Source organism: Nocardia cyriacigeorgica (assembly GCF_029868385.1).
GTDB lineage: Bacteria > Actinomycetota > Actinomycetes > Mycobacteriales > Mycobacteriaceae > Nocardia > Nocardia cyriacigeorgica_F.
Window position 1 is genome coordinate 133,208 of the sequence record NZ_JARWNX010000024.1, and the last position, 12,618, is coordinate 145,825.

At 68.3% G+C, this 12,618-nt stretch carries 11 protein-coding genes, 4 tRNA genes, 1 pseudogene and 1 riboswitch; of the genes and pseudogenes, 12 read left to right on the plus strand and 4 right to left on the minus strand.

Annotated features, from left to right (window positions below; genetic code table 11):
- Positions 1-20: 20 nt before the first annotated feature.
- Positions 21-848: a tyrosine-protein phosphatase gene (locus QH168_RS04550; protein ID WP_280233133.1), complete on the plus strand. Its 828-nt coding sequence runs from the start codon at positions 21-23 to the stop codon at positions 846-848.
- An 11-nt stretch (positions 849-859) separates the two neighbouring features.
- Here QH168_RS04550 and QH168_RS04555 read toward each other — a convergent pair whose 3' ends face one another.
- Positions 860-1,399: a GNAT family N-acetyltransferase gene (locus QH168_RS04555; RefSeq protein ID WP_280233134.1), complete on the minus strand. Its 540-nt coding sequence runs from the start codon at positions 1,397-1,399 to the stop codon at positions 860-862.
- 113 nt (positions 1,400-1,512) lie between these two features.
- On the opposite strand from QH168_RS04555, the gene QH168_RS04560 reads away from it, so the two are divergent.
- From QH168_RS04560 to QH168_RS04570, 3 genes are all read left to right on the plus strand, one after another.
- Positions 1,513-3,042, plus strand: a complete 1,530-nt coding sequence (locus QH168_RS04560; protein ID WP_280233135.1) for a flavin-containing monooxygenase — start codon at positions 1,513-1,515, stop codon at positions 3,040-3,042.
- A gap of 170 nt (positions 3,043-3,212) precedes the next feature.
- Positions 3,213-4,187, plus strand: coding sequence for a LysR family transcriptional regulator (locus QH168_RS04565; protein ID WP_280233136.1), 975 nt, complete (start codon positions 3,213-3,215; stop codon positions 4,185-4,187).
- Between the two features lie 243 nt (positions 4,188-4,430).
- The gene (locus QH168_RS04570; RefSeq protein ID WP_280233137.1) at positions 4,431-5,249 is read left to right on the plus strand and encodes a DUF4239 domain-containing protein; all 819 of its coding nucleotides are present in this window, start codon (positions 4,431-4,433) and stop codon (positions 5,247-5,249) included.
- Here QH168_RS04570 and QH168_RS04575 read toward each other — a convergent pair.
- Complete coding sequence (locus QH168_RS04575; RefSeq protein ID WP_280233138.1) at positions 5,221-6,444, minus strand: sigma factor-like helix-turn-helix DNA-binding protein; 1,224 nt, start codon at positions 6,442-6,444, stop codon at positions 5,221-5,223. The genes QH168_RS04570 and QH168_RS04575 overlap by 29 nt on opposite strands.
- A gap of 95 nt (positions 6,445-6,539) precedes the next feature.
- The gene (locus QH168_RS04580; RefSeq protein ID WP_280233139.1) at positions 6,540-6,722 is read right to left on the minus strand and encodes a hypothetical protein; all 183 of its coding nucleotides are present in this window, start codon (positions 6,720-6,722) and stop codon (positions 6,540-6,542) included.
- A 208-nt stretch (positions 6,723-6,930) separates the two neighbouring features.
- On the opposite strand from QH168_RS04580, the gene QH168_RS04585 reads away from it, so the two are divergent.
- The 4 genes from QH168_RS04585 (at position 6,931) to QH168_RS04600 (ending at position 11,048) form a co-directional block, all read left to right on the plus strand.
- Entirely contained in the window at positions 6,931-7,962 is a 1,032-nt protein-coding gene (locus QH168_RS04585) for an ABC transporter substrate-binding protein (protein ID WP_432421032.1), read from the plus strand.
- Between the two features lie 202 nt (positions 7,963-8,164).
- Positions 8,165-9,208: an ABC transporter substrate-binding protein gene (locus QH168_RS04590; RefSeq protein WP_280233141.1), complete on the plus strand. Its 1,044-nt coding sequence runs from the start codon at positions 8,165-8,167 to the stop codon at positions 9,206-9,208.
- Between the two features lie 32 nt (positions 9,209-9,240).
- Entirely contained in the window at positions 9,241-10,242 is a 1,002-nt protein-coding gene (locus QH168_RS04595; RefSeq protein ID WP_280233155.1) for a FecCD family ABC transporter permease, read from the plus strand.
- Positions 10,239-11,048, plus strand: a complete 810-nt coding sequence (locus tag QH168_RS04600) for an ABC transporter ATP-binding protein (protein WP_280233142.1) — start codon at positions 10,239-10,241, stop codon at positions 11,046-11,048. The genes QH168_RS04595 and QH168_RS04600 overlap by 4 nt, the downstream gene beginning before the upstream one ends.
- Before the next feature lie 39 nt (positions 11,049-11,087).
- Here the strand turns inward: QH168_RS04600 and QH168_RS04605 are convergent.
- Positions 11,088-11,162 (minus strand) — tRNA-Val (locus QH168_RS04605).
- Between the two features lie 500 nt (positions 11,163-11,662).
- On the opposite strand from QH168_RS04605, the gene QH168_RS04610 reads away from it, so the two are divergent.
- The 4 genes and pseudogenes from QH168_RS04610 to QH168_RS04625 form a co-directional block, all read left to right on the plus strand.
- A tRNA-Gly gene (locus QH168_RS04610) sits at positions 11,663-11,735 on the plus strand.
- Between the two features lie 46 nt (positions 11,736-11,781).
- Positions 11,782-11,852: transfer RNA gene (locus QH168_RS04615), tRNA-Cys, on the plus strand.
- Between the two features lies 1 nt (position 11,853).
- Positions 11,854-11,928 (plus strand) — tRNA-Val (locus QH168_RS04620).
- A gap of 175 nt (positions 11,929-12,103) precedes the next feature.
- Positions 12,104-12,303, plus strand: a riboswitch (cobalamin riboswitch).
- A 155-nt stretch (positions 12,304-12,458) separates the two neighbouring features.
- Positions 12,459-12,618, plus strand: a pseudogene (locus QH168_RS04625) (serine hydroxymethyltransferase); the annotation flags it as partial.

Below are 12,618 nucleotides of genomic sequence, written 5' to 3' on the forward strand. Positions count from 1 at the left end.
CCGATGAGGGGAGCTTCGCCATGGTCAACCGTTCCACCATGGTCGGTCACGGGCTGCGTATCCCGATCGCGCTGGTCGCGGGCGCGGCCATCGCGTTCGGTCCGGCGGCCGGTATCGCGCCCGCCGATCCGCCTGCCACGTCCAACACCGTGGCCGTCGACCGCTCCCTGCATTTGGAGGGCGCCCGCAACGCGCGCGATCTCGGCGGCTACCGCACTATCGACGGCCGGACGGTGCGCACCGGTCTGGTGTTCCGCACCGACCAGCTCGATCGCCTCACCCCCGCGGACCTGGCCGAACTGACCAGACGCAACGTTCGTGACGTCGACGATCTGCGCACCGTCTACGAGCGCGCACTCGCCCCCGACCGGATTCCGGCCGGTGCGCGGGCGAACTGGTACGACGTGATCGGCGGTGCGCCGCTACCGGAGCTGGTGTCCAGTCTGGCCGGTGGCGGCGATATGTACCGCGCCTTCATCACCGCGCCGGGCGCCGATGCCGCCTTCGCCTCGGTGGTGCGCGATGTGATCGCCAACGCCGAGGCCGACGACGGTGGCGCCGTGCTGTTCCACTGCACGGCGGGCAAGGATCGCACCGGCTGGGCGGCGGCGGTGCTGTTGACCATCCTCGGCGTCGACCGCGCCACCGTGACCGAGGACTATCTGCTGTCCAACGAGTACCGTGGCGCCGCACCGGGCGATCTGCTCAACGGTGTCGAAGCGTCCTGGCTCGATGCGGCCTTCGATCAGGCCATCGCCGAGTACGGCAGCTTCGACAACTACGTCCGCACCGGCCTCGGTCTCACCGATCCCGAGATCGCCACGCTGAAGGCGCGCCTGCTGGCCTGATCGTCGGCCGGTCAGAACACCAGCCGCAGCACGTAATCGTGGTGCACCTGGTTGCCGACGGTGAAGGTTTTGGTGCCGACTCGTTCGAAGCCGTACTTGGCGTAGAAGCGCTGCGCGCGGAGGTTTTCCTGATTGACCCCGAGCCAGATACCCGGATAGCCGTCCTCGCGGGCGCGGTCGAGCGCGGCCCGCATCAAGGCGGTGGACACCCCGGTCCCGTGATGGCCGGGCAGGACATACATCTTGCTGATCTCGACGACCGGATGCAGACCCACCGCCGCCGCGACCTCGGGATCGCTCGGCTCGCCGCCGAACAACATCGCATAGCCGACGATTTCACCGCCCGACACTGCCTTGAGTACCGTGCGCGCCGGATCGGACAGATATTCGCCGAACCGCTCCCCGGACAGCACCTCGGCGATGAAGATCTCGATATCGTCGGCGGTCGCGTCGGGCGGACACGCGAGTGGGAAGGTCGCCGCGGCGACATCGCTGAGCGCCTCGGCGTCCCACAACCCGGCCCGATCGACGGTGACTGGGGTGTTGCTCATATGTCCAGTAAACACGAACAGGGGTCGATTCCAGTCCCCATGCATGGGCCGTGCCGACCCCCTGACCGGGGCTCCGCTTTGCTGGCGGGCCGTGGCGACGTAGTCTCCTGCCCATGAGGAGCGGGAACCGTATCGGAATCGTCGGTGCGGGTATCGCAGGTTTGGCCTGCGCGAAAGTGCTGAGTCGGGCGGGCTTTTCGGTCGAGGTGTTCGACCGCGCCCCCGACGTCGGCGGGGTGTGGAGTGCCACCAGGCGATACCCGGGTCTGCGTGCGCAAACGAGCAAGCACACCTACCACTTCTCCGACCATCCCATGCCCGCCGAATGGCCGCGCGTGCCCGACGGGCAGCAGATGCAGGAGTATCTGGCCGGATATGTGCACCGGTTCGGCTTCGAGAACGCGCTGCGGTTGCGTACCGAGGTCGTGGCGGCCGATCCGGTCGACGGTGGCTGGTTGCTGGAGATTCGCGACGGCGACGGCATCCACCGCACCTCCTGCGATCACCTCGTGGTCGCCAACGGCGTGTCCAGTGAGCCCGCGATGCCGTACTTCCGTGGTGAGGACGCCTATCAGGCCGGGGGTGGTGCGCTCGGGCATGCGTCGCAGTTCGTCGACGTGGAGGCCGTGCGCGATCAGAACGTCGTCATCGTCGGCTACGGCCGCTCGGCCTGCGATCTGGCCGAGGCCGTCAGCCAGGTCGCGGCCTCGACCACGGTGGTGGCGCGCCGGTTGACCTGGAAGCTGCCACGCACCCTGGCCAAAGGCGTCGACGCCGAGCGGCTCATGCTCACCAGGGCCGGTGCGGCCCACTTCCGGCATCAGGAGCCCGGCCGCTTCGAACGCTTCCTGCACGGTCCCGGCCGCTCGTTCCGGGAGAGCAACCTGGATCTGGTCCAGGCGCTGGCCGCCAAACGCCTGCGGCTCGGCGAACTCGGACTGATGCCGCAGGGCCGGATCGAGGAGATCGCCGACCAGTCGGTCAGCGTCGCCACCGAGGGCTTCTACGAGCAGGTCGCCGAGGGGCGGATCAGTGTCCGTCGCGAGTCGACGATCGCCGAACTGCACGCCGGACCCGCCGGGCCGACCGCGATCCTGTCCGACGGTGAGCGGATCGCCGCCGATATCGTCGTCTGCGCCACCGGTTTCCAGCAGCGGGTGCCGTTCCTGACCCCCTACATCCAACGCCAGCTCACCGACGACAACGGCAACTTCCGGCTGTATCGCCATATCCTGCCGCTCGGCGTACCCCATCTGACCTTCGCCGGATACAACTCGTCGCTGATCAGCGCGCTCGGCGCCGAGGTCGGTGCACACTGGACCGCCGCACTGCTCACCGGTGATCTGACCCTGCCCAGCGCCGAGGCGATGGCCGAGCACACCGACCGTCGGCTGGCCTGGCTGCACGAGAGCACCGGCGGCAAACACGCGCACGGCACCGCCATCGAACCGTTCGCCATCCAGAACCTCGACGACATGATGGCCGATATGGGCGTGAAGCTGTCCAGAGGCGCCCGTGCGGCGCAATGGGTGCGCCCGATCCGTCCGGCCGCCTATCAGGTGCTCGGCAACCGCCGATCCGCCGTCGCACCCCCGCGCGGCGGCGCGCCCGTCGCGGAGGGCGTGTACGCGGGCGACGCCTGACGCATGGCCCACCGCGGTGGTTCCGGTCGGTGCGGCGTGTCCGTCGGCGGCGATCGCCGAACCGTCCGGTGCGAGTCTGTGTAGCCGTCAGCGAACCCCGCCCGGTGGGCTTCGGCTTGCCGTGAGCGGCAAGTTTGCCCAGCACTCGTTGCGGTGGTGATAATCCGCCGGTGGAGTCGCTGGATATGAATCTGCTGGTGGCGCTGGACGCGTTGCTGGAGACCAACAGCGTGACGCTGGCCGCCGAACGGCTGCACACGTCCGCACCCGCGATGAGCCGGACGCTCGCGCGGCTACGCCGGGTGCTCGGTGATCCGCTGCTGGTGCGCGCGGGCCGCAATCTGGTGCCGACACCGCGGGCGCTGGAACTGCGCCATGAGGTGAGCCGTCTGGTGGAGCAGGGACGCTCCCTGCTCACACCGCGGGCGGCGCTCGATCCCGCGACGCTCAAACGAGGCTTCACGATCCGGGCCGGTGACGGTGTCCTCGCCGAACTGGCCGCGCCGCTGCTGACCGCTGTCCGCGCCGAAGCACCCGGCGTCACCGTCCACTTCCTGCCCGATACCTCGGACGGCGCCACCGCGCTGCGCGAAGGACGGGCCGACGTGGAGGTGGGCGTCATCGACCACACCGACCCCGAGACCGTCGTACAGCACGTCCTGGTCGACCGGTGGATCGGCGTGGCGGCCCCCGAACACCCGCTGATCACCGACCGGGTCACCGTCGCGGCCTACGCCGGTGCGGCGCATCTGAGCATTTCCCGGGTCGGCCGCGCCCGCGGCCCCATCGACGACCGGCTGGCCCTGCACGGACGCACCCGCCGCGTCGTCGCGACCGTCCCCGATCTGATCACCGCCCTGCTCGCCGTCCGCGCGGGCACGCTGGTCTGCCCGGCCCCGGCCCGCCTCAGCGCGACCCTGCTGCCGCCATTGGGCCTGTGCGCCTTCGACATTCCCCTTCCGCTGCCGGATATCTCCCTCGGCATGGCATGGCACCCGCGCAATACCGCCGACGGCGGCCATCTATGGTTGCGGGAGCTGATCCGCTCGATCCTGAAACGTGGCCCGGCCGCCGAACCCGATGCGGACGCGGTCGACATCACACCGTGGCGGCAGGCGAGTCGCGGGCGAGTCGCATCTGGATAACGCCTGACGGTGAAAGGGTGGCGGGGACCGGCCGGTTGCCGCACCCTGGAAAGTGCCGGTCTGTGCCGGGCAGGTCGCTATGGGATGGGTTAGGTGGGTGGTCGCGTGCAGACGAAGCAGCGGACAGACAATGCGTGCGGGCGCCGGGCAATCCTTGCCGATCTGGGAATATCGGATGGACCAGGGAAGACGCGCCAGGCACGTGAGTCACCGGCCGGTTACGGCTGCGGGTGCGCGCGGTGTGTGGCCGCGCAGTGGGATGTGCAGCGCCTCAAGTTCTGGCTGGCCGCGCGGATGCTCGCGTTCGGCGCCGATGAGGCCGTGGTAGACCGCCGCATCGGCTCGGTGACCGTCGACGTCTACTGGCGTAAAGGTGACAGCCGCTACGCCATCGAGGTGCGCACCGGCCCGCTCACCCAGGAGCTGGCGCAGGCGCATACGGATCGGTTGCGCGCCATCGGATTCAGCGGTGTGCTGTGGTTGTGCGCGCCCGGATTCTGGGTGGCGCAGCTGCCCGCGCTCGGCATCGAGGACCTCGAACCCAACGCCTGCGACTATCGCACCGTATCGGGTGTGTTGGAGATCGGCCCCGGCGGCGTGGTGACCCCGCGCCAGGAGCCCTACGAATTGCGCGAGTTCCTGCGTCAGTGGATCGATGGCGAAGTCGCGTGGGGTTACCGCGACGAGTTGAGGAAGGGATGGGCCTCGGTGACCGATTGGGAGCAGCACACCAAAACGCAGGCGATGATGATCGCCAGGCAGCGCCAGGAACTGGTGAATCAGCGCACGGCCCTGGCCATGTCGCGGAAATCGGTGCGGGACAAGACCAAACAGATCGCCAAGCTCACCCATCGGATGGAGCGCACCGAGAACTACGCGCAGAAGCATGCCGATGCGGTGGCCGAGGTGAACCGCAAACTCATCGACCAGCAGCGCACCGACCGGGCGTTACGCGCGGCGATCGGCAGGCTGCATCAGACCATCAACCATTGGCAGCTGATCACCATCTTCGCGATGATGCTGTTGGTGACGTTCATGACCGCGGCGCTGGTGATGCGCTGAGCCGCAGCGAGTCACGGTCCCAGGACCAGTCGTTGCCGACCACGAGGCCGGTCAGGCCCAGCGGGTCGAGGCCGGTCTCGGCGCACAGCTGTCGGATGGCGGGCCAGGTCGCCGCGCCCTGCTCGACCAGTTCGCTCAGGCGGGCCTCCGTATCGCCGCCGACGCGATGTGCACGCAGTTCGGTGAGACCGATCCTGGACCCGGTCCAGATCAGCCAGCCCCAGCCGTTGTCGTGCGCGTAGGCGCGGGCGGCGGCTGCCCGTGCGCGGTGGCCGCGGAAGGCGACGCGGCCGAGCGGTTGCACATCGATCAGTACGATGCGACCGTCGGTGAGCCGGGCGGCGGCGGTGGGGAAGTGGATGCCTTCTTCGCCGTCGAGGTGGTACAGCACGGCATCGGGCTGTTCCTGGAAGGTGGCGATCCGATCCTCGGTGTTGAGGACGCCGAGCAGTCTAGCTTCGAGGCCGGAGTCGAAGCCGACGTCGCGGCCGACCTTGTCGAGGTAGAAGTGCCCACGTCCGTCGTCGTCGCCGTCGAGGGTGCGCGCCGAATCGGCCGGTAGGGGTGCGGGGGAGTCGGCGGTCGACGGCCATTCGATCGCGTCGAGCCAGGCGTGGTCGTGACGCACCGGGAACGGTGCGCCCTCGTGCAGGCGCGCCAGACGGTGGTTGGTCTTCTTCCGCCAGGCCGCGAGCCGCTGGGCGACGAATCCGGCGATGCGTTTGGCGTCGGCGGCGTCGTGCCCGGCCAGACGCAGTTTCAGATAGGACAGCTCATTGGCGACGAGATCGGTGGCGGTGACGTAGGTTTCGGTGAGCAGCGCCCGCACCAGCCGCTGATCCTTGGCCGTCGTCGGATACCGTCGGGCGAATTCGGCCGCGGGCAGGTTGCCGGTGAGTGTGGCCTGGCGGATCAGCTCGCCGACCGCTCGGGTGTGCAGTTGTCGGATCCGGTCGCGGGCGAAGTCGAATCGCGCCCCGATTCTGGTGAGTGTTTCCGGCGGGTCGTCACCGACGCCGAGACGCAGTCGCAGGATCTGTGCACCACGTGGACGGTCGACGGCGTAGTCGTCGATCAGCCGGGCCAGGCGTTCGTCGATGTCGTCGAGGTCGAAGCTCAGGTGATCGGCCAGATCGTCGACCATATCGTCGGTGGTGTCCGCGCTGTCCTGCTGCCGAATCCGCTCTGTCGCCACCCATATGACTCTCTGCCGGGGACCGGATGGTCCGGTCGGTTCGCGGTTGTCGGCGTCAGCCTAGCGGTGGGTACCGACGAGTCGGGTCGGTGCGATCAGCGCCGCTGCCGGTCGGTGGCGAACATGCTCGCCACGTCGATCAGTCCGAGCACGATGAGCACGATGCCGAGTGGCCCGCCGCGGAACCAGAGGAATTCGGTGTCTCGGGCAAACAACCACAAAGCCGCTCCGGCGATGACGAGCAGGACGCCGAGGATGCCGGTGACTCGTATCTGCATGAGGTTCATCCTGCGGCTGTGCCGGGTGTCGGCGCATCGGCCTCGAGGCTGGGTTCCCGATCATCATTTCGGAGGACAGGACACGGCGCGTCGGCGACGGGTACCGCCGCGCAATCCGTCGGGGATGGACATGAGGCGTCATCTGCGGATTCGTCGCGGACCCGGTTGATACCGTGCACCCGTGACCTCGACCATGCGATCCGTACGGATGTTGGCCGTGTTCGGATCGGTCTGCTGCCTCGTGGCCGGACTGGCCGCCTGCGGCAGCTCCGCCGGCACCGACGAATCCCGGACCGACGCGACCCCGACGCAGCCGGGCCCGACCAGCTATCCGTTCACGCTCGACAACTGCGGAGTCGAGGTCACCTTCGACCAGGCGCCCACCAGGGTGGCCTCGCTGTATCAGGCCTCGACCGAGATTCTGCTGTCGCTCGGCCTGGCCGATCGCATGGTCGGCACCTCGACGTGGTTCGACCCGGTCCTGCCCGCCCTCGCAGCCGACAATGCGACAGTGCCACGGCTCGCCGATAACGATCCGTCACTGGAGACCGTGCTCGCCACCGAACCCGATCTCGTGACCTCGGCCAGCGCCCACACCTTCACCCCCGCGGTCGTCGCGGAACGGTCCCGCTTCGCTCAGCTCGGCATCCCCACCTATCAATCACCCGCGGTGTGCACCGGGGCGACCGTCGAGGGCGAGACCGTCACCCGCACCGAACCGCTCACCATCGACACCCTCTTCCAGGAGATCAGCGAACTGGCTCGGATCTTCGACGTGCAGCAGCGCGGTGCGCAGCTCATCGAACAGTTGAAGGGGCGGCTCGCCACGGCCACGACGACCGCGCCCACCGATCCGGCGCCGACCGTGGCGTTCTGGTTCTCGGGCAGCAAGACACCGTTCATGGCCGGTTGCTGTTCGGCGCCCGGCATGTACGCCGAGGAGGTCGGCGCCCGGAATGTCTTCGCCGACCAGCGGGAGGACTGGCCGGAGATCAACTGGGAGGCCGTCGTCGCCGCCGACCCCGACGTTCTGGTGCTCGCCGACCTGAGCCGCCAGCGCGTCGACGGAGACGCACTCGCCACGAAGATCGCGTTTCTCGAGTCGAATCCGGCGACCAGCCGGATGCGGGCGGTGCAGGGCAAGCGTTATGTGGTCATGACCGGCTCCGAACTCGATCCGGGGATTCGCGAGATCGACGCCATCGAGAAGCTGTCCGCCGGACTCGTCGCGGCGCGCTGACACCGTCGCGCCTCGGCCGGACGGTCACCGGCAACCTACCGCCCGGTACGATCAGCGCAGCGATAGTCGAGGGAACGCCGGTGGAAATCCGGGGCTGACGCGCAACGGTAACGGCCGAACCAGGCCGGAGCCCGATTACTCGGCGATCGTCGCAACACTTTCGAGGCTCCGCGGTCGAGCCCTGACGAAGGAGTTCCGCGCGATGCGCCTGGCTCTACGGCACCTCTGTGTCCTTTCGGTTCTCACCTCGGCACTGGCCGTCGCCGGTTGCGCGGGCTCCGACTCCGGCCCCGCGGCCGCGGGCGGTGCACCCGAGGGTTTCCCGCTCACGGTGGAGAACTGCGGACGCTCGATCACCATCGATGCACCGCCGCAGCGGGCGGTCTCGCTGAATCAGGGCTCGACGGAAATCCTGCTCTCGCTCGGTCTCGCCGACCGCCTCGTCGGCACCGCGACCTGGACCGATCCCGTACGCGCCGACCTCGCCGACGCCAATGCGCAGGTGCCGCGCCTGGCCGATAACAAGCCCTCCCTCGAAGTGGTGCTCGACGCCGAACCCGATTTCGTCTCGGCCTCCTTCGGTGGCACCCTCGGCCCCGGCGGTGTCGCCGACCGCGACCGCTTCGAACAACTCGGCGTCCCCACCTATCTGTCCCCGACCGACTGCGACGGCAAATCCGCGGTGAGCGTCAACTCCGACGGAGCGCGCACCGAACCACTGCGGATCGACTCGGTGTACACCGAGATCCGGCAGCTGGCCGCGATCTTCGACGTCGAGGACCGCGGTGAGGCCCTGATCGCGTCACTGCGTCGCCGACTCGACGCGGCGACAGCGGCGGCCGGAACACACGCCGCGACGACCATCGCCTTCTGGTTCTCCGATCTGCGCACACCGTATATGGCCGGTTGCTGCGGCTCCTCCGGCATCATCACCACTGCGGTCGGCGCGAAGAATGTCTTCGCCGACACCACCGACGAATGGCCGCAGGTGAGCTGGGAAGCCGTCGCCGACCGCGATCCGTCGGTCCTGGTGCTGGCCGATCTGAGCAGGCGGACCATCGAGGGCGACGCACTCGACAGCAAGATCGCCTTTCTCCAGTCGCATCCGGTGACCTCGCAGATGACGGCGGTGCGGGAGAAGCGCTTCGTTGTGGTCAACGGCGCCGATCTGAACCCGTCGCTGCGCACGGTGGACGGTGTGGAGAAACTCGCCGCGGCGCTGGCGCAGTGGGGACCGGTCCGCTGACCGCGCTCGCCGCGCGGCGCGGCACCGTCGTCCTGGCGCTCGGGCTCATCGCGGGCTGCGCGGCGCTGGTGGTGTCGATCGCGATCGCGCTGACCATCGGCCCGGCGAATCTGTCGGTCGGTGAGGTCTATGCGGTGGTGGGCGAATATCTCGGGTTCGGCGAGGCCGATGTGAGTCGGATCAAGGACGGCATCGTCTGGGAGTTGCGGCTGCCGAGGACCCTGCTGGCCGCGGTATGCGGCGCCGGGCTGGCGCTGTGCGGCACGATCCTGCAATCGGTCCTGCGTAATCCACTGGCCGACCCGTTCGTTCTCGGCATCTCCTCGGGGGCATCGACCGGCGCGGTGCTGGTGGCGGTGCTCGGGCTCGGCGCTGGGTCGATCTCACTGGCCGCCGGTGCGTTCGGCGGTGCGGTGCTCGCCTTCGCGCTGGTGCTGGTCCTTGCGGCGGCGGCAGGCGGTGGCACCGCGCGGATCGTGCTAGCCGGTGTCGCCGGAACCCAATTGTTCTCCGCCCTCACCTCGTTCATCGTGGTCTCCAGCGCCGATGCCGAACAGACCCGCGGGGTGCTGTTCTGGTTGCTCGGCTCGCTCGCGGGCGCGGACTGGTCCGATGTGGCCGTCTGCGCGACGGTGACCGGTGTCGGTCTCGTGATCTGCTTCAGCCGGGCCGCCGCATTGGACGCGTTCACCTTCGGTGCCGCGTCGGCGGCGGCGCTCGGCATTCCGGTGCGGGCAACCAGGGCGTTGCTGCTCGGGGTCACCGCATTGATCACCGCGGCACTGGTCAGCGCCGCGGGTGCGATCGGATTCGTCGGGCTGGTGCTGCCGCACGCGGCGCGCTTCCTGGTCGGTCCACGGCACAGTCGACTGCTGCCGACCGCCGTCGTCGCGGGCGCCGTGTTCACCGTGTGGGTGGATGTCGTGGCCCGAACGGTGTTCGCGCCCACCGAGATCCCCGTCGGGGTCGCGACCGCGTTGATCGGTGTACCCGCCTTCATCGTGCTGCTGCTGCGGAATCGAGCGATGGCATGACCCTGCGGGCCGAAGCGCTGCGCTGGACTCGCGGCGGACAGCTGATCCTCGACGGCATCACCGTCGAGCCGGTGGCGGGCGAGACCATCGGCCTGCTCGGCCCCAACGGGTCGGGCAAATCGTCGCTGTTGCGGCTGCTGAGCGGTATCGGCCGCCCCGACAGCGGTCGGGTGCTGCTCGATGACATCGACCTCACCACGCTGCGCCGGAACCGGATCGCCCGACGTGTCGCGGTGGTCGATCAGCACGCCGACACCGAAGTCGACATCACCGTCGAAGAGGTCGTGTCCCTCGGACGTATCCCGCATCGCGGCGTCTTCGGCGGCGACACCCGGGCCGACGCCGCGGCGGTGCGGGAAGCCCTTGCCCACACCGGTATGACCGAGAAGGCGGGCGACCGCTGGCACACACTGTCCGGTGGTGAGCGCCAACGCACGCAGATCGCGCGGGCCCTGGCGCAACGACCGCGCGAACTGCTGCTCGACGAGCCGACCAACCATCTCGACATCCGCCACCAGCTCGATATCCTCGCCCTGGTCGCGGCCCTTCCGATCACCAGCTATATCGCCTTGCACGACCTCAATCTCGCCGCGATGTTCTGTGATCGGGTGCTGATCCTCGATGAGGGCCGCATCGTCGCGGTGGGCCGTCCCGCCGAGGTGATCACCGCGGAGTTGGTCGAACAGGTGTATCGCGTGCGGACACACGTCACGACCGATCCCGAGCACGGCTATCCGGTTGTATCGTTTCGGCCCAGCCTGCCCGATAGGCCGAGCAGATCGGATTTCACACTCGGGAAGTCATGAAGAGAAAAATCCCCCCGACCTACAGGTCGGGGGGATTTTTGGTGGTCCCAGCTGGTTTCGAACCAGCGACCTTCCGCGTGTGAGGCGGACGCTCTCCCGCTGAGCTATGGGACCATATCCAGGCCGATAGACGGCCATCCGGACCACGCCGTTGGCGCCGTCCGAACGAGTAGGAACCCTAGCATGGGGGTCCGGTCGAACACCAAATCGCCCCTCTCACAGGATGCCCGGATGATCACTCCCGGCTCCTGTGGGCTGCCGGTACGCCGAGACCCGCCGCCCGAACATCTCCCGCAGCGGCGCGCATTCGGGTCCGGTCCGAGGCGCCACGGCCGGACCGTCGTAGGAGTCGGGCGGTTACCCGCAGTGGGCCAGGGGAGTGGAGCCGGAGCGCTCCCGCGTCGCGTATGGGTGGACGCGTTCGGCGCGGGAAAGCAAGCACCTTGAGGTGCTGAGGGCGGCGAACACCAGCCCGCGCGGGCGGCACCTCGAACTACCTCGGTGTAATTCGTTTTCCACCCCATCTACCAGCGGATTTGTAGGTTGCAGCGAATGTCGGCTAATGTTCTGTCTCGCACCACGGAGGCGAACAACGCGCCACCGGGAGGCGAAATGCGGATGTAGCGCAGCTGGTAGCGCATCACCTTGCCAAGGTGAGGGTCGCGGGTTCGAATCCCGTCATCCGCTCGAGAGGTAGGGCCAGGCAATAAATGTTCGCCGTCCCCCTTTGCGCGGTGGAGTGGCCGAGTGGTGAGGCAACGGCCTGCAAAGCCGTGCACACGGGTTCGATTCCCGTCTCCACCTCGCGCGATTAGCTCAGCGGGAGAGCGCTTCCCTGACACGGAAGAGGTCACTGGTTCAATCCCAGTATCGCGCACCATCGTCAGCCCCGGCTTCGGCCGGGGCTTTCGTGTTTTCCGGGTTCGCGGTGTCGAAGCCGTCGAGCAGTGGTGGACCATACCGTGCGTCGGCGGCGCATCCGGGTGTCGTATTCTGTCGGGGCAGCTGGTTCGCCGGTGGCCTGGATGTCGGGAGTCCCCGCTCGGTCGTCGGCGTCGACATCTCGCGCCGTAGGCGTTTCGGGGTGGAGAGGGAACCCGGTGGGAATCCGGGACTGTCCCGCAGCGGTAAGCAGGAACGAACGCCGTCAACAGCACTGGGCCGCGCAGGTCCGGGAAGCGACGGTCAGTAGGTGGGCGCGGGGGACCGGTCGATGCCTGCGAGTCCGAAGACCTGCCCGTTGTGCCGGACACACCCGTGTCCGGCGGTCGTCGCCTCGTGGATCGGGCGCACACCGGCATGATCGGCGAATCGTAGTGTGCGAGTCGCGGATTCCGCTGTCGCGTGCCCGCAGGGTGGCGGCCGTTCCTGCCATCCGACGGAGGACACATCGTGGACCGGTCCACTACCATCACTCGTTCTGTCAATTCTCAGTCTCTCGGTGAGCTCGATCCCGAGGTTGCTGCCGCGATGGCGGGTGAGCTGGCTCGTGAGCGTGACACGCTCGAGATGATTGCTTCGGAGAATTTTGTGCCGCGGGCGGTGTTGCAGGCGCAGGGTTCGGTGTTGA

Coding starts and splice junctions, on each gene's coding strand:
- QH168_RS04550 (WP_280233133.1), top strand. CDS start 21: ATGGTCAACCGTTCCACCATGGTCGGTCACGGGCTGCGTATCCCGATC.
- QH168_RS04555 (WP_280233134.1), bottom strand. CDS start 1,399: ATGAGCAACACCCCAGTCACCGTCGATCGGGCCGGGTTGTGGGACGCC.
- QH168_RS04560 (WP_280233135.1), top strand. CDS start 1,513: ATGAGGAGCGGGAACCGTATCGGAATCGTCGGTGCGGGTATCGCAGGT.
- QH168_RS04580 (WP_280233139.1), bottom strand. CDS start 6,722: ATGCAGATACGAGTCACCGGCATCCTCGGCGTCCTGCTCGTCATCGCC.
- QH168_RS04585 (WP_432421032.1), top strand. CDS start 6,931: ATGTTGGCCGTGTTCGGATCGGTCTGCTGCCTCGTGGCCGGACTGGCC.
- QH168_RS04590 (WP_280233141.1), top strand. CDS start 8,165: ATGCGCCTGGCTCTACGGCACCTCTGTGTCCTTTCGGTTCTCACCTCG.
- QH168_RS04600 (WP_280233142.1), top strand. CDS start 10,239: ATGACCCTGCGGGCCGAAGCGCTGCGCTGGACTCGCGGCGGACAGCTG.